Raw genomic sequence first — 16112 nt, 5'->3', positions numbered from 1 at the left:
ATATTAATCTAATAATGAATAATATTTCCAATATAAAAACGAAAAATCAATAATAATAAAACTGGCTAAAAGACAACATTACAAAAAAAATAGACAAGAGAAACCATAATTCTATAAACGACAAATAAGGTAGTAAATGTAAAATAAATCAGATTAATGCTCAGTTACTAGGCATTATCGGCAAAAATCTTATAGACTACCAAGAGAATGGTAAGTTGAGGCAATAAAAAACGCCGGCATTGCCAGCGTTTTTTACTTATTAGCATCAGTTAATCAGCGATTAAGCTTCAGCAACAACGTTAACGTTCAATTTAGCGAATACATCGCTGTGTACTTGGAAGTTAACTTCGTGTTCACCAATAGTACGCAGAACACCATTAGGCAGACGCACTTCGCTCTTAGAGACTTCAACGCCCGCGGCGATAACTGCATCAGCGATATCACGAGTACCGACAGAACCGAACAGTTTACCTTCGTCACCTGCTTTAGAAGCGATAGTAACGGAACCCAATGCATTGATTTTCTCAGCACGAGCTTCTGCTATTGCCAGAACGTTAGCCAGGTTAGCTTCCAGTTCAGCACGGCGAGCTTCGAAGAATTCGATGTTTTTCTTAGTTGCAGGAACAGCTTTGCCCTGCGGTACTAAGTAGTTACGGGCATAACCCGGTTTAACGTTAACTTGATCACCCAAACTACCCAGGTTTGCTACTTTATCAAGCAGAATAATTTGCATTACCTTATCCTCTCAGAGTCGTTAATGGACTGTGCCGATTACTGATGACGATCAGTGTAAGGCAACAAAGACAGGTAGCGCGCGCGCTTGATAGCACGAGCGAGCTGACGCTGGTATTTTGCACGGGTGCCAGTGATACGGCTTGGTACAATTTTACCGCTCTCGGTGATGTAGTTTTTCAGCGTAGCGATGTCTTTATAATCAATCTCTTGAACGCCTTCCGCGGTGAAACGGCAGAACTTGCGACGACGGAAATAACGTGCCATTTGGCTAGTCTCCAGAATCTATCAATTCAATCTGCTCGGCATGAAGAACCAGTTTGTTAAGACCATTGCGACCTTGATGGCAACTAATGAATCCTGAAACGGTTAATCGACTGCCGACCGTTATACTGTGAGTTAAAACTTGTAACAATTGTCCGCTGGCAATAACGGGCATTCTGCACCATGCTTGCCTGCTCAGACCGGCTTCCTGTTGCTGTGAACGGTGCTCAAGCACAAACTGACAATGTGGAATGCCGGCAGGACTGACTTTTCGAATGGGGACCTTGCACACTGTGCCAGAAAGCACCAAACGATTAGTTGTCACAGTTATTACTCTTCAGAATCCCCAGCTTCTTCAGCATCCATATTGGCGTCTTCCAGAGAGTAGTCACGGCTGCGACGTTCATCTTTGGCTTTAACCATTGGAGATGCTTCAGTTACCGCGTGCTTAACGCGCATAATCATGCTGCGGATAACGGCATCGTTGAAGCGGAAGTTAGTTTCCAGCTCATCAATCACTTCCTGCGGTGCTTCAACGTTCATCAGAACATAGTGAGCTTTGTGCAGTTTGTTGATTGGGTAAGCCAGTTGACGGCGGCCCCAGTCTTCCAGACGGTGAATCTGACCTTGCGCGTTAGTGATAGTCGCACTGTAACGCTCAATCATGCCCGGAACCTGTTCGCTTTGGTCAGGATGGACCATAAAAACGATTTCGTAATGACGCATTAGAATTGCTCCTTACGGATTATTCAGCCTCCTGTCAGGGTCAACCGCGGCCCGTGGAGGCAAGGAACTTGTTTAAGTGCGGCTGAAAAATTGACGCGTAACTATACCTACCCTACATGAAAAACTCAAGGAATGAACAATGCAAAAACACTTTTGTTCATATGTGGAATAGATGAGTTATAACGAACCGCGCTGACGCACCGCCTCAAACAGGCAAACTCCCGTGGCAACAGACACATTCAACGACGAGACAGAACCCACCATTGGGATACTAATCAATTCATCACAGTGTTCACGAGTCAGACGACGCATACCTTCCCCTTCCGCTCCCATCACCAGAGCCATAGGACCAGTTAGTTTACTCTGATACAGCGTATGGTCAGCTTCTCCTGCTGTACCCACCACCCAGATATTGTACTCTTGCAATAAACGCAAGGTACGAGCAAGGTTGGTGACACGAATAAGTGGTACGCTTTCCGCAGCACCACATGCCACTTTCTTCGCCGTGGCATTAAGCTGAGCAGAACGATCACGTGGAATAATAACAGCATGTACACCTGCTGCATCAGCACTACGCAAACAAGCTCCCAGATTATGGGGATCTGTCACACCATCAAGCACCAACAAGAAAGGGATTTCTGCTTGTGCCAGTAAATCTGGTAGGTCGTTTTCTTGATACTGACGCCCTGGCTTCACTTTGGCAATAATCCCCTGATGCACCGCACCTTCCGTTTGATTATCCAGCCACTGACGATTTGCCAGTTGGATAGTCATCCCGATACTTTCCAGCGCATGAATCAATGGTGTCAGGCGGCGATCTTCACGCCCTTTCAGGGTATAAACTTCGATAAAACGCTGAGGATCGTGCTCCAATAAAGCTTTAACGGCATGAATACCGTAGATAATTTCACTCATAATCTTCTTATTTTCATTGTCATACATATACAACACTGACGAATACTGTGAGCCTATTCGATAGGCTTCACGTACTCAGGGGGAGATTAAAATATTCAGGCTATCCTGCAACAGGATAGCCCTTTGATTATTTATCTGCGCTTTTCTTAGCCCGTTTGGCTTTGAATTTAGCGACAATTTTCTGAGTTTTGGTAGAAAACGTCTTACCCTTTTTCTTATCCCCTTTAGGCTTATCCGCAGATCGTTCTTTACGAACAGCACCATCAGGCTCAAAATGAGCTTCTTTGCGATGACCACGCCCATTTTTCTTACTGCTTTCGCGGCCAAGTTCTACTTTTCTCTCTCTATCGCGCGCTGTTTTACCTACATTCCGGGCTTTGCGGGTGGTAGAAAGCAGCTTAAAGTCAATTTTACGTTCATCCATATGAACCGCTTCCACACGAATTTCAACTTCATCCCCTAACCGGAAAGTTTTACCCGAGTATTCACCAACTAAACGCTGACCGATATTATCGAAATGATAATAATCATTACTCAATGTGGAAACATGCACCAGGCCGTCAATAAACAGCTCATTCAAACGAACAAAGAAACCAAAACCTGTCACACTCGTGATGATCCCAGTAAAAGTATTGCCCACCTGATCCTGCATAAAATCACACTTAAGCCAATCGGCGACGTCTCTCGTCGCTTCATCTGCGCGGCGCTCTGTCATGGAACAATGTTGGCCCAGTTGCAACATCTGTTCCATATCACTGTGCCATCCCCCACTCGGTGTTCCACATTGCTCAACAATGCTTTCCTGTTTCGCTAGCAGATATTTAATCGCCCGATGCAACACCAGATCCGGGTAACGGCGGATAGGGGAGGTAAAATGCGCATAAGAATTTAATGACAGACCGAAGTGACCCCGGTTTTCTGGATCATAAATTGCCTGTTTCATTGAACGCAGTAATAGGGTTTGCAGTAGCTCATGATCCGGGCGTTCAGCCACTTGATGCATCAGTTGCGCATAATCCTTTGGTGTTGGTTGCATGCCACCGGGCAGCGTCAATCCCAATTCGCCAAAAACCGTGCGCAGGTTAACAATGCTCTCTTCTTTTGGCCGATCATGAATACGGTAAAGCACCGGCTCCCCATTTTTTTCCACGAAGCGCGCCGCAGCAATATTCGCCAGAATCATGCACTCTTCAATCAACTTATGAGCATCATTGCGAACAATCGGTTCAATTCGCTCGATACGACGTTCAGCATTAAAGATAAACTTCGCCTCTTCTGACTCAAACGAGATTGCACCACGTTGCTCACGGGCATTTTCTAATGCCTGGTACAATTCATGTAAATGCTCAATATGCTGAACCAGTGGCTTGTAGTGCTCACGCAGCTCTTCATCACCCTGCAACATACGCCATACTTTGGTATATGTCAGACGGGCGTGAGAATTCATGACGGCTTCGTAAAATTTATAGGATGATAATCGCCCCTGCGCTGAAATCGTCATCTCACACACCATACAAAGGCGATCAACCTGCGGGTTCAGAGAACAGAGTCCATTAGAAAGCACCTCCGGCAACATGGGGACAACCTGAGATGGGAAGTAAACCGAGTTACTCCGGCTACGTGCTTCGGTATCTAACGCCGTTTGTGGGCGCACATAGTAACTGACATCAGCAATGGCAACCCATAAACGCCAACCACCGCTTTGCTTTCTTTCACAATAAACGGCATCATCAAAATCACGGGCATCTTCACCATCGATTGTCACCAACGGCAGAGTACGCAGATCAACACGGCCTTTTTTCGCAGATTCTGGTACCTGCTCATCCAAGGAAGCAACCTGGTTTTCCACCTGTGGCGGCCAACTGTGGGGAATTTCATGAGTACGTAGGGCAATTTCCACTGCCATGTTCGTTCCCATCTTTTCACCCAACACTTCAACAATCTTACCGATAGCTTTTGTGCGGCGCGCCGGGCGGGTAATTAACTCGACTACCACCACATTCCCCATGCGAGCACCACCGCTTTCATCTTTCGGGATCAAGATATCGAAGCTTAAACGGCTATCATCCGGCACAACAAATCCCATACCAGAATCAAGAAAATAGCGGCCAACAATCTGACTGGTCTTAGGCACCAATACACGAACGATACGCGCTTCATTACGCCCTTTGCGATTCAGGGACAATGGTTGTGCCAGCACAACATCGCCATGAATAGCCATTTTTAACTGCTCGGCAGAGAGATAAAAATCGTCTTTGTGACCTTCTACCCGTAGGAAACCATAACCATCTCTATGCCCAATAACAGTACCTTTCAGTAAATCCAATCTTTCCGGCAAGGCATAACATTGGCGACGAGTGAAAACCAATTGACCATCACGTTCCATAGCCCGTAAACGACGACGTAACGCTTCAATATCCTCATCGTTAATCAGATTCAGCTCTTGTGCCAGTTCCTGGCGACTTACCGGTACAGTATGTTTAGCAATAATGTCTAAGATGTACTCACGGCTTGGAATGGGTGATTCGTATTTTTCTGCTTCGCGCCCCAAAAAAGGATCTTGTGACATAGCTGTTCCTCCGCTGTCATCAGCAGGCTGTTTGCGCCATTTCTTCATTCGGTCAGAAGCAGCTTGTAAAGGGGGATATTATCTTCAATCATATCAGCTAAAGTATGCTTATCCAGTTCTTCTAAAAACTTTTCTATTGCCTGATTTAATACGACCTTCAGACGACACGCAGAAGTGATATGGCAAGATTCCTGACTACAGTCAACCAATGATAATGGCTCAAGAGCACGAACGACATCGCCAATTCTGATATCCTTCGCGGGTTTACCTAAACGGATACCGCCGTTTTTACCACGAACAGCATCTACTAATCCTAAATGACTCAATTGGTTAATGATTTTTACCATGTGGTTACGAGAAACGCCATAAATATCAGTAACTTCAGAAATACTGGTCATCCGGCTTTGCGGTAAAGAAGCCATATAAATTAGCGCGCGCAAGCCATAATCTGTAAAACTCGTTAACTGCACATCAACCTCTGGATAATAAGATATAAACTAATATATCCGAGAACAAACTGAAAAAATAAGTATTTGTTCAACTCATATACCATGAATCTACCAAAATCATGTTGATCTCCTCATCGTTAAACAAAAAAGGCCACAATAAATAGCAAAAAACCGGGCTGAAAAGCCCGGCTTCACCTGATTATAGGTACCATCAGACATCAAACGGATCACGCAGAATGATAGTTTCTGAACGATCCGGGCCTGTAGAAATAATATCAACCGGAACACCGGTCAGCTCTTCTACACGTTTGATATAGTTCAGTGCCGCCTGAGGCAATCTTCTATGCTCTTTCACACCGAAAGTGCTTTCATTCCAACCAGGCATGGTCTCATAAATAGGCTCGATACCTTCCCAGTCATCCGCTGCCAGAGGTGTCGTTTCAATTACACTGCCATTAGGCATACGGTAACCAGTGCAGATTTTTACTTCTTTCAAGCCATCCAGCACGTCCAGTTTGGTCATACAGAAACCTGACAGTGAGTTGATCTGTACTGCACGACGGATGGCAATGATATCCAACCAACCAGTACGGCGGCTACGCCCAGTAGTCGCGCCAAACTCTTGGCCTTTTTCGCGCAAGTAACTGCCAGTTTCATCAAACAGCTCAGTTGGGAATGGACCAGCACCGACACGAGTAGAGTATGCTTTGATGATCCCCAAAACATAATCAACATAGCACGGACCTAAACCGGAACCTGTTGCAACGCCACCCGCGGTAGTGTTGGAAGAGGTCACATATGGGTAAGTACCGTGGTCAATATCCAACAATGTGCCCTGCGCACCTTCGAACATAACCAATTCATCTTTCTGAGTTGCTTTATACAACAAATCAGAAACGTCGACGACCATATCCGTCAAAATATCGGCAACAGCCATGATTTCATCTAGGGTTTTCTGGTAATCAACCGCTGGTTCTTTGTAGTAGTTAACCAGTTGGAAATTGTGATATTCGATAATTTCTTTCAGCTTAACTGCGAATGCTTCCTTATCAAACAAATCACCAACACGCAGACCACGACGAGCAACTTTATCTTCATACGCAGGGCCAATACCACGACCGGTTGTACCAATTGCTTTTGCACCACGCGCTTTCTCGCGGGCATTATCTAATGCAACATGGTATGGAAGAATAAGTGGACAGGCTTCTGAAATGAGCAGGCGCTCGCGAACAGGAATACCACGGGACTCTAATGCGTTCATCTCTTTCATCAGCGCATCAGGCGCTAATACGACGCCATTTGCAATAATACTGATAACATTTTCACGCAAGATCCCTGATGGGATTAAGTGGAGAACGGTTTTTTCACCGTTGATAACCAGTGTATGACCAGCATTATGGCCCCCTTGATAACGAACAACATACTTAGCTCGTTCAGTCAGCAAGTCGACGATCTTGCCCTTGCCCTCGTCACCCCATTGGGTGCCCAATACGACAACGTTCTTACCCATTTCAAAATTCACTCGGTTGCTTAAAAATGGATTCTAACATCTCATCCCACACCTTTCAGTAATTTTTATCACATCCGTTATTTTTGTTAGCCACCAGACATAACAAGGCCCGCCTGATGCGGGCCTTACTGAGTGATTCAAAACTCATTAGTGCTGAACTGCACGCTTTTCAGGTGCTTTCATATAGCGGAAGAAATCAGCTTCTGGGCTTAATACCAGAACATCTTTCCCGTCTTCACTAAAGCTTTTCTCGTAAGCACGTAAACTACGGATAAAGGCATAGAAATCTGGCGCTTGACTGAATGCATCCGCAAACAGTTTAGCGGTTTCCGCATCACCAGCACCACGCAATGTAAGCGCTTCACGCTCCGCTTTTGCACGGATTTCAATAACTTGCTTATCTGCTGCTGCACGCAGCTTTTCTGCTTCTTCCAAACCTTGTGAACGATGACGACGAGCTACCGCTTCACGCTCAGCGCGCATACGCTGGTAAATCGCTTCTGAAACTTCCAGTGGTAAATTGATTTGTTTGATACGCACATCAACAACTTCAATACCCAATGCCGCCATACTGTTCGGATTGATAGCAAGCTGTTTATCTGCCGTTTCTCGCTCTACACGAGCCGCCGCCGATGCAATAGCATCATCCGCTTCAGTTATACTCGCTGTTTCTTTATCCGTTGTACCTTTGTTCAGCGCATCACGAACATCGGTGGTCAATTGACCACGGGAATCCGTTACGATACCACGAACATCCTTACGGCCAATCTCAGAACGCAGGCGGTCACTGAATTTACGCTTTAACAATACTTCTGCTTGAGAAATATCACCATTGCCGGTCGCCAGATAATAACGGCTGAAATCGTTAATCCGCCATTTCAGGTAAGAATCAACTATCAGGTCCTTATTTTCACTGGTCAAGAAACGGTCGGCTTGAATATCCATAGTCTGGATACGAGCATCCAGTGTTTTCACCGTTTCAACAAAAGGTATTTTGAAATGTAACCCCGGCTCATAAACAATCGGTTTATTTCCTGCATCGCGCAGAACCTTACCAAAACGCAGTACAATACCACGCTGTCCTTCCTGCACGATAAATAGAGAGGCATAGAGTGCAACTAATACCGCGACAATAACAACGACTAATGATTTACGCATGATTATTATCTCCCTACCCTGATAATGTCATTACGCAGATTATCTGTTCGGTTATAATTCGCTCCCCGGCCTGAATTTGAAGGCACAGTTGGACGGGTACCCCGCAGGTCAGAAGCTACCGTATTATCTGATTGCACTGTTCCCTCTTTTTTAACACCAGAAACATCACCACGTAACATTTGTTCTAATGGCAATACCAGCAAATTGTTATTGTGATCATTAACAATAATTTTGCGAGTACGGCTCAATACTTTCTCCATCGTTTCAATGTACAGACGTTCACGGGTAATCTCAGGTGCCTCTTTATACCTAGGCAACATTTTGGCAAAGCCCGCCACTTCCCCCTGTGCTTCCAATACTACACGAGACTTATAAGCTTTCGCCTCTTCAATGATACGTTGCGCATCACCTTTCGCACGTGGCAAGACTTCGTTCGAATAAGCCTCCGCTTCACGAATAGACTGCTGTTCATTCTCACGTGCAGCAATAACATCGTCAAAAGCAGCCTTGACTTCTTCTGGCGGACGAGCAGCCTGGAAGTTAACATCCAACAAAGTTATTCCCATGCGGTACGGAAGAATCGTCCTTTCCAACTCACGCTGAGTATCATCACGGACAATCATACGGTTTGCCGTCAAGATTTTATCCATCGTATATTTACCAACAACACCACGTACCGCGCTATCTGTCGCCTGACGCAGGCTGTTATCAGGACTTGTCACACTATAGAGATAAGCGGCAGGATCAGTCACACGATACTGCACGTTCATCTCCACGCGAACAACGCTTTCATCTGATGTCAGCATCACGCCAGAGGTTGCCAATTCACGAACAGATTCCACGTTAACTGGAACAACTTCATCAATGAATGTGGGTTTCCAGTTCAGACCTGGCTGCACAATATGGCTAAGTTTACCCAAACGGGTAACAACACCACGTTCTGTCTCCTTAATCGTATAAAAACCGCTAGCGGCCCAGATCACGACGACAACAGCAACGACAAGGCTAACAATACGCCCGCCAAATTTTGCCCCTTGGTCAGAACCATTACCGCCCTTGTTCCCACCAAAACCCCCGAGTTTACTGCTCAGCTTACGGAACAGATCGTCGAGATCAGATGCCCCACGGTTTCGACTACTTTTGTTCCCGCCGGAATTGCCGCTTTTATTGCTGCTTCCCCACGGGTCGCGGTCTTGTCCGTTGTTCCCGGGCTGATTCCACGCCATGTTTTAGCTCCATTCTTTTATGATTGGTTTTTCAGGCCAAGAGCCTCTTATAAACAAGCCGACTCTCAATCACATAAGTTTTCTGATATTCACCTGACAGGCACATCAGACAACATAATCAAACAAATCCTGTTCTTGTTTGCATAGACGGCGCCAGTCAACAATCGGCATTCTCACTTCGATACCAACTTTACCGTCCTCTTCTATCCACTCTTTCTCTATTGCTTGCAGTTGATAGAAGCGGCTGCGTAAACGACCTGCTTCCGGAGGCAAACGCAATTCGTAGTGTGCAATTTCACCCGAAAGACGCTCCGTTAACGCTTGTAACAATAACGGGATACCTTTACCGGTTTGCGCAGACAGCCAAACTCTAACCGGTAAGTTATCTTCGTTGCGATCAATACGCGGCGTGAAGCTGTCCAGCATATCAATCTTATTCATCACCAACAGTACCGGAATTTCATGCGCTTCAATTTCTTCCAGTACGCTGTCGACAGCGGCAATATTTTCGTCGATGCGGCTATCCGCAGCATCAATAATATGCAGCAACAATGTGGCTTGCCGGGTTTCCTGCAATGTTGCTTTAAATGCCGCCACCAGATCATGAGGCAAATGACGGATAAAGCCAACCGTATCAGCCAATACCACCGTACCAACATCATTAACTTCAATCCGTCGCAACGTTGGATCCAGCGTAGCAAACAATTGATCAGCCGCATAAACCTCAGCAGCCGTCATACGGTTAAACAAACTCGATTTACCGGCGTTGGTATATCCCACCAGTGAAACCGTCGGTATATCCGCTTTATTTCGCGCTTGACGCCCCTGTTCACGCTGTTTCTCAACCCGGCTCAGACGACTCAGGATCTGACGGATTTTATCCCGCAATAAACGCCGGTCCGTCTCAAGCTGCGTTTCCCCCGGCCCTCTCAAACCAATCCCACCTTTCTGACGTTCAAGGTGAGTCCATCCCCGGACAAGACGGGTAGAAAGATGACGTAGCTGCGCCAACTCTACCTGTAACTTCCCTTCGTGAGTCCGCGCCCGTTGGGCAAAAATATCCAGAATCACGCCGGTGCGGTCGATAACTCGACACTGACAGAGCCGCTCAAGATTGCGTTCCTGTGCAGGACTGAGTGCATGATTAAACAACACAACATCAGCACCACTAGCCTGTACCGCCTCAGCAATCTCTTCCGCCTTACCTTCTCCAACAAAATATTTCGGATGAGGGGCTTTCCTGCTCCCCGTGACAATTTGCACAGGAACTACACCAGCAGAAGTTACCAGTGATTCAAACTCACTGAGATTATCTGTGTCTTTATCCTGCGAGAAAAAAACATGCACCACAACGGCTTGTTCGCCGCCTTCATAACGTTCAAACAAAGGTGCGACCTCTCAGGCTGAGTAAAAAACTACGGGAAAAAACATAGGTAAAACCCCCTCCCTATGTTTTTCTTCATTCTATTACTGCTCTCAAACTTATTCAGTGCCATCACTTTCCTGTTGTGCTGCCGGAGCAGAAACGCCACCAGAATGATAATTACCTACGCTCGCCCCTACACTCGTATTGCTACTGTGATGAGAAACTGGGCGGGAAGGTACAACAGTAGAGATGGCATGTTTATAAACCATCTGGCTAACCGTATTTTTCAGTAAAATGACAAACTGGTCAAAAGATTCAATCTGACCCTGCAATTTGATGCCGTTGACCAAATAAATAGAAACCGGGACCCTTTCACGCCGCAATGCGTTCAGGAACGGATCTTGCAAAGATTGCCCCTTAGCCATTCTATATTTTCCTTATTTTGTTGTTTTTAACTAAGAACCTAAAGGTTCGAAAAAATGAACTACTCAAAAATTGCGCTTTGGTACTCATCAATTGTACACAATCAATAAACCTATGCACTAACAACCTGCATAACTGTGCTTAAAGCTTGCTCTGGTTGAGAACTATCCAACCAATGAACCGACTTCCAACCTCTGAGCCAAGTTACCTGACGCTTTGCCAACTGGCGCGTCGCACAAATACCGCGATAAATCATTTCATCGTAGTCAATTTCGCCGGAAAGATAAGACCACATCTGACGATAACCGACACAACGAATAGAAGGTAAATCCACATGCAAATCACGACGAGCATAAAGTGCTTTAACTTCCTCTTCAAACCCTGATTCAAGCATTTGATGAAAACGCGCTTCAATGCGTTGATGAAGGAGCTCACGTTTTGCCGGTGCAATAGCAAATTGATGAACACGATAAGGCAGCGATTCTCCTGACAATTTAGTCAGTTCAGTGAGAGTTTTACCTGAAATAAGAAAAACTTCCAGTGCCCGAGAAAGTCTCTGTGGATCATTAGGATGAATTCTTAACGCCGCCACAGGATCAATCTTCTGTAGTTGCTGATGCAATGCATCCCATCCTTGCTCTGCCGCCTGTTGTTCTATTTGTGCCCGAATAACCGGATTAGCCGAAGGTAAAGGCGACAAACCTTCAAGTAACGCCTTGAAATAGAGCATCGTTCCTCCCACCAGCAGAGGAATACGGCCAGAAGCAGTAATTTCTGCCATCTCCTTCAATGCATCGTGACAAAAATCAGCAGCAGAATAAGGTTGAGAAGGGTCCAGAATATTGATTAAACGATGAGGTGCCAACGCTTGCTCTTCGGTTGTTGGTTTGGCGGTACCAATATCCATTCCACGATAAATTAGCGCAGAATCAACGCTGATCAGCTCCACAGGAAGATGCTGGCGTAAAGCAACAGATAAAGCCGTTTTGCCTGAGGCCGTCGGACCCATAACAAAAATTGCCATTGGTAGATGTTGAGTTTTCTGATCACTCATGAGTAAGAGATGCCACCACTGCTTGTAAATCAATTAATTGTAATAACCCATCTGGTGGAGATTTTACCAGTTGTGGGCAAAGACGCTCAACATCAGCTAATAACTGCACCGCCTGAGCAACGCTCCACGTTCCATACTCACTGCCGATATGACGAGCAAGCCAAGTTACAACCTGTTCAGCCGATGCTGATGGCTGTTGTGCCAAATAACCTAGCAACTCAGGAATTAATTTAGGCAGATTTTGTTGCCGTAATGGTAACGATACCGCACATAGTATCGCTTTTCCATGAGATACAGATGCTTCAATACCAAAAGAGCCCAATAAGTCACTATAACGATTTAAAGCATCAGCTTCCTCTTTACTAAGAGATAGTTTCAGCGGTATCAACAATGGCTGTGATTTCAGCCCTTGCTCTGTTGGTGTTAACTGTGCTTGTCTTAACCAGCGTTCAGCTACCGGCAAAGATAACAACCCAATTCCCAATGGAGATTCAATCAGAGCATAACATGGTGAATATATGCTCAACACCTTACCAAAACTATGATTGCTATTTTTAACCTGAACAAGAGCAGAAGTGACCTTTTCTGCCATAACCGGAGCGGTTCTAGCTGGAAACAGCTCTCTTTTTTCTTCAGGTTCAGACTGCATCAGTTTCTGATATACCTCACCCTGACGTTTCTGATAATGATCTCCATGATATTGGCGATTTTCACCACCGCGAGAGCCCCCCATATTCCCTTTACTTGACAAAACCTCTTTTGGTGATGATGTTGCCACAGATGTCGCATTGTTTTGCCGGGAAAAATGATTTCCCCCTGCTGATGGCCGGTTTTCCGGCTCCCAGGCTGGCGCAGGTTCACAGCAAGCCATATTCAGCTCGGCACCGCTTCCGCGCTGTTTCAATACGGCTGTTACACCCTGATAGATAAAATCATGTACCAAACGGGCTTGATGGAAGCGAACTTCATGCTTCGCAGGATGCACATTCACATCCACTTGATGTGGATCAACCTCCAAATATAAAACATAAGCAGGCTGTTGTTCTCCCCGGAGCAAATCTTGATAAGCCTGACGGATAGCATGATTAATTAAGCGATCACGCATCATACGCCCGTTTACATAACAATATTGAATATCACTACTCGCCTCAGTATTCATCGGGTCAACAACCCATCCTTTAATCGATAAATCGTCGTGCTGCCAGGAAAGAGAAAGTGCCCGTTGCATAAAAGCGGTACCACAAATGGAGGCCAACCGCCGCTCATACTGCGATTCATCTTTTGCCGGCCGGTATTGGCGCACCAATTTACCGTTATGATGCAAATTGATTAATACATCCAAACGCGCCAACGCAATGCGTCTAACGACTTCATCAATATGACCAAATTCCGTTTTTTCTGTTCGCAGAAACTTGCGCCGCGCAGGAGTGTTATAAAAGAGATCCAATACTTCAACAGTACTGCCTACTGGATGTGCTGCCGGCTTTACAGTCACTGCCATATCCCGCCCTTCCGCGTAAGCTTGCCAGGCTTCATGCTGTTCTTCAGTACGGGAAGTTAATGTCAGACGCGAAACTGAGCTGATACTAGCCAGCGCCTCTCCACGGAATCCCATACTGATAATGGCTTCCAAATCATCAAGGGTAGCAATCTTACTGGTAGCATGACGAGCCAACGCTAGCGCAAGATCCTGATGGTTGATGCCACAGCCATTATCACGGACACGAATAAGTTTTACTCCACCGCGCTCAATTTCAATATCAATACGGCTAGCGCCAGCATCAAGGCTATTCTCCACCAACTCTTTTACTACTGATGCAGGGCGTTCTACGACTTCGCCAGCCGCAATTTGGTTTGCTAATTGAGGAGGTAAGATCTTGATCGCCATATTTAACCTTTACTTCTTGGCTGTTTCAGGTACAGCCTGTAATGGATTTGCTAGAAAATAGTTGCGCAACCCCCGATGGATAGCACTTGCTAGCTTATCCTGAAAATCATTGGAACCAAGTAATGCTTCTTCAGCCGAGTTACTGATAAATCCTGTTTCCACCAAAATTGAAGGAATATCTGGTGAACGTAACACACCTAAGCTAGCATGTTCTGGCGAACGTTTATGTAATAAACCGACCTTGCGCAATTCACTCAAAACCTGTACTGCAACATTATAGCCCACCCGTTGGGAGTGGCCGAATTGCAAATCCAGCACCGCCTGGCTTAGATAAGGATCAGCACCATTTGCCAAGGCATTACCTGCACCACCCAGTAACTCAGACTGTTTCTCATGCTGTTCAAGCCAATTACCCAATTCACTGTTTGCACGCTTGTTTGACAGCACCCAGACAGAAGCGCCACGTGCACTGCGATTAGGAGCGGCATCCGCATGAATAGAAATCAGCATATTTGCGCTATGTTTACGTGCAACCTCAGAACGACCAGCAACAGAAATAAAATAGTCTCCATTACGGGTCAAAACGGGTTTGAACATAGGATCATTGCGTAACAATGCTTCAAGTTTGCGCGCTACACTGATAGTCACATTTTTCTCTTTCAATCCACGTTGCCCAATCGCACCGGGGTCTTGACCACCATGTCCTGCATCAATAGCGACAACTACCCGCTGACCGCCCTTAGAAGTTGCTTGCAAAGCCGCCTGTTTTGTCGTCTGCAATTTGCTGTTAGTAAGTGATAGCTTACCTGTAGCAGCTTGGGAACTCTCTCTAAAAACAGACTTGCCAGTAGATACCCCGGAGGCCCGAAGGGTAAAAATCACCCGATATTCACTATTCGATTGCTGCATTATAGAGTTGACTTTAACTTTATTATTTAGTTCAAATACAATGCGTTTTTTTTGTCGATCAGGTGCCTGGCTGGAACGGATTTTCCTCACTAAATCCTGCCCCGGTAGATTCATAGGTAAACCAACAATTTTTTCTGTTTGATGGATATCTACCACTAAACGCTCTGGCGAATGCAATGGAAAAAAACTGTAATTGGGGCGACCACCGGAAAAAACCATCGTCACTTTAGATTCATTTATGCTGTTACTGACGTGAATATTGGATAAAGTCGCCGCGGTTGCGGTTGTTACCACTAAACTGCTCATCATAATAAACAACCAGCACATTATCATAAAACTGATCTGCCATTTCTTTATCATTTTTGCGACTAAAGGACACATCATGGTCGGGTGATCCCTTATAAGTATTTCAAATTATCTAACAGGCTCTCACCATATTTAGACAAAGCAATAAAATGTGCCTGTCTCCCTTCGGACTGGTAACTCAAATGTAATTCAATATCTGCATCCGGTAATACGCCTTCTCCTTGCTGAGGCCATTCCACCAGACAAATGGCATCTTGATGGAAATAATCACGTATTCCCATAAATTCCAACTCTTCCGGATCTGCCAATCGGTAAAGATCGAAATGGTAAACCGACCTCGGTGTTAAAGCATAAGGCTCAACCAAAGTATAAGTTGGGCTTTTTACATGCCCTTTATGACCCAGAGACTGCAAAAAACCACGGCTAAACGTAGTTTTACCGGCACCCAAATCACCATATAAATAAATTACACCACCACTATTACAGGCAGCAGCAACTGCGCTTCCAAGAGAAACTGTCGCATCTTCATCTTTAAGTGATAAAATAAGTTCTTTCATCGAATAATATCTGTTGTTTTATTAATTCATCAGCTAAAACGATAACCCTAACACACTTCT

At 45.4% G+C, this 16112-nt stretch carries 16 protein-coding genes; all 16 read right to left on the bottom strand.

The annotated features are described in order from the left end of the window. Nucleotides 1-280: 280 nt before the first annotated feature. The 16 genes from rplI to tsaE all read right to left on the bottom strand — a co-directional run bounded on the left by rplI (nucleotide 281) and on the right by tsaE (nucleotide 16052). Entirely contained in the window at nucleotides 281-733 is a 453-nt protein-coding gene (rplI, locus tag LGZ98_RS15355; protein ID WP_228901236.1) for a 50S ribosomal protein L9, read from the bottom strand. Nucleotides 734-771: 38 nt separating this feature from the next. Then, nucleotides 772-999 (bottom strand): 30S ribosomal protein S18, encoded by a 228-nt coding sequence (rpsR, locus tag LGZ98_RS15350; protein ID WP_000135199.1) that lies wholly within the window; start codon nucleotides 997-999, stop codon nucleotides 772-774. 4 nt (nucleotides 1000-1003) lie between these two features. Next, on the bottom strand, nucleotides 1004-1321 hold the full coding sequence (priB, locus tag LGZ98_RS15345; RefSeq protein ID WP_011148645.1) for a primosomal replication protein N: 318 nt from the start codon (nucleotides 1319-1321) through the stop codon (nucleotides 1004-1006). 5 nt (nucleotides 1322-1326) lie between these two features. After that, the gene (gene rpsF, locus LGZ98_RS15340; RefSeq protein WP_011148646.1) at nucleotides 1327-1722 is read right to left on the bottom strand and encodes a 30S ribosomal protein S6; all 396 of its coding nucleotides are present in this window, start codon (nucleotides 1720-1722) and stop codon (nucleotides 1327-1329) included. Between the two features lie 177 nt (nucleotides 1723-1899). Beyond that, nucleotides 1900-2637 (bottom strand): 23S rRNA (guanosine(2251)-2'-O)-methyltransferase RlmB, encoded by a 738-nt coding sequence (rlmB, locus tag LGZ98_RS15335; protein WP_262978248.1) that lies wholly within the window; start codon nucleotides 2635-2637, stop codon nucleotides 1900-1902. 127 nt (nucleotides 2638-2764) lie between these two features. Next, complete coding sequence (gene rnr, locus LGZ98_RS15330; protein ID WP_113041694.1) at nucleotides 2765-5206, bottom strand: ribonuclease R; 2442 nt, start codon at nucleotides 5204-5206, stop codon at nucleotides 2765-2767. Between the two features lie 44 nt (nucleotides 5207-5250). After that, nucleotides 5251-5676: a nitric oxide-sensing transcriptional repressor NsrR gene (gene nsrR, locus LGZ98_RS15325; RefSeq protein WP_113041661.1), complete on the bottom strand. Its 426-nt coding sequence runs from the start codon at nucleotides 5674-5676 to the stop codon at nucleotides 5251-5253. A gap of 190 nt (nucleotides 5677-5866) precedes the next feature. Further along, nucleotides 5867-7165 carry an adenylosuccinate synthase gene (locus LGZ98_RS15320; protein ID WP_113041662.1) on the bottom strand — a complete coding sequence of 433 codons (1299 nt, stop codon included), beginning with the start codon at nucleotides 7163-7165 and terminating at the stop codon, nucleotides 5867-5869. Between the two features lie 147 nt (nucleotides 7166-7312). Next, nucleotides 7313-8323 (bottom strand): protease modulator HflC, encoded by a 1011-nt coding sequence (gene hflC / locus LGZ98_RS15315; protein WP_113041663.1) that lies wholly within the window; start codon nucleotides 8321-8323, stop codon nucleotides 7313-7315. 5 nt (nucleotides 8324-8328) lie between these two features. Continuing rightward, the gene (gene hflK, locus LGZ98_RS15310) at nucleotides 8329-9549 is read right to left on the bottom strand and encodes an FtsH protease activity modulator HflK (protein WP_113041664.1); all 1221 of its coding nucleotides are present in this window, start codon (nucleotides 9547-9549) and stop codon (nucleotides 8329-8331) included. A gap of 105 nt (nucleotides 9550-9654) precedes the next feature. Further along, a complete protein-coding gene (gene hflX, locus LGZ98_RS15305; RefSeq protein WP_113041665.1) occupies nucleotides 9655-10935 on the bottom strand; it encodes a ribosome rescue GTPase HflX in 1281 nt (426 codons plus the stop codon). Nucleotides 10936-11031: 96 nt separating this feature from the next. After that, the gene (gene hfq / locus LGZ98_RS15300; protein ID WP_011148654.1) at nucleotides 11032-11340 is read right to left on the bottom strand and encodes an RNA chaperone Hfq; all 309 of its coding nucleotides are present in this window, start codon (nucleotides 11338-11340) and stop codon (nucleotides 11032-11034) included. A gap of 110 nt (nucleotides 11341-11450) precedes the next feature. Then, nucleotides 11451-12392 carry a tRNA (adenosine(37)-N6)-dimethylallyltransferase MiaA gene (gene miaA / locus LGZ98_RS15295; RefSeq protein ID WP_113041666.1) on the bottom strand — a complete coding sequence of 314 codons (942 nt, stop codon included), beginning with the start codon at nucleotides 12390-12392 and terminating at the stop codon, nucleotides 11451-11453. Further along, nucleotides 12385-14280, bottom strand: coding sequence for a DNA mismatch repair endonuclease MutL (gene mutL, locus LGZ98_RS15290; protein ID WP_262978246.1), 1896 nt, complete (start codon nucleotides 14278-14280; stop codon nucleotides 12385-12387). The genes miaA and mutL overlap by 8 nt, the downstream gene beginning before the upstream one ends. Nucleotides 14281-14289: 9 nt before the next feature. Continuing rightward, nucleotides 14290-15573 carry an N-acetylmuramoyl-L-alanine amidase gene (locus LGZ98_RS15285; RefSeq protein WP_113041668.1) on the bottom strand — a complete coding sequence of 428 codons (1284 nt, stop codon included), beginning with the start codon at nucleotides 15571-15573 and terminating at the stop codon, nucleotides 14290-14292. A 14-nt stretch (nucleotides 15574-15587) separates the two neighbouring features. Then, a complete protein-coding gene (gene tsaE / locus LGZ98_RS15280; RefSeq protein ID WP_113041669.1) occupies nucleotides 15588-16052 on the bottom strand; it encodes a tRNA (adenosine(37)-N6)-threonylcarbamoyltransferase complex ATPase subunit type 1 TsaE in 465 nt (154 codons plus the stop codon). Nucleotides 16053-16112 lie beyond the last annotated feature (60 nt).

Origin of the sequence: Photorhabdus kayaii (genome assembly GCF_025384895.1) — a bacterium.
GTDB lineage: Bacteria > Pseudomonadota > Gammaproteobacteria > Enterobacterales > Enterobacteriaceae > Photorhabdus > Photorhabdus kayaii.
This window is presented reverse-complemented; position numbering and strand designations above follow the sequence as displayed.

Coding starts and splice junctions, on each gene's coding strand:
- rplI (WP_228901236.1), bottom strand. CDS start 733: ATGCAAATTATTCTGCTTGATAAAGTAGCAAACCTGGGTAGTTTGGGT.
- rpsR (WP_000135199.1), bottom strand. CDS start 999: ATGGCACGTTATTTCCGTCGTCGCAAGTTCTGCCGTTTCACCGCGGAA.
- rpsF (WP_011148646.1), bottom strand. CDS start 1,722: ATGCGTCATTACGAAATCGTTTTTATGGTCCATCCTGACCAAAGCGAA.
- rlmB (WP_262978248.1), bottom strand. CDS start 2,637: ATGAGTGAAATTATCTACGGTATTCATGCCGTTAAAGCTTTATTGGAG.
- rnr (WP_113041694.1), bottom strand. CDS start 5,206: ATGTCACAAGATCCTTTTTTGGGGCGCGAAGCAGAAAAATACGAATCA.
- LGZ98_RS15320 (WP_113041662.1), bottom strand. CDS start 7,165: ATGGGTAAGAACGTTGTCGTATTGGGCACCCAATGGGGTGACGAGGGC.
- hflC (WP_113041663.1), bottom strand. CDS start 8,323: ATGCGTAAATCATTAGTCGTTGTTATTGTCGCGGTATTAGTTGCACTC.
- hflK (WP_113041664.1), bottom strand. CDS start 9,549: ATGGCGTGGAATCAGCCCGGGAACAACGGACAAGACCGCGACCCGTGG.
- hfq (WP_011148654.1), bottom strand. CDS start 11,340: ATGGCTAAGGGGCAATCTTTGCAAGATCCGTTCCTGAACGCATTGCGG.
- miaA (WP_113041666.1), bottom strand. CDS start 12,392: ATGAGTGATCAGAAAACTCAACATCTACCAATGGCAATTTTTGTTATG.
- mutL (WP_262978246.1), bottom strand. CDS start 14,280: ATGGCGATCAAGATCTTACCTCCTCAATTAGCAAACCAAATTGCGGCT.
- LGZ98_RS15285 (WP_113041668.1), bottom strand. CDS start 15,573: ATGATGTGTCCTTTAGTCGCAAAAATGATAAAGAAATGGCAGATCAGT.
- tsaE (WP_113041669.1), bottom strand. CDS start 16,052: ATGAAAGAACTTATTTTATCACTTAAAGATGAAGATGCGACAGTTTCT.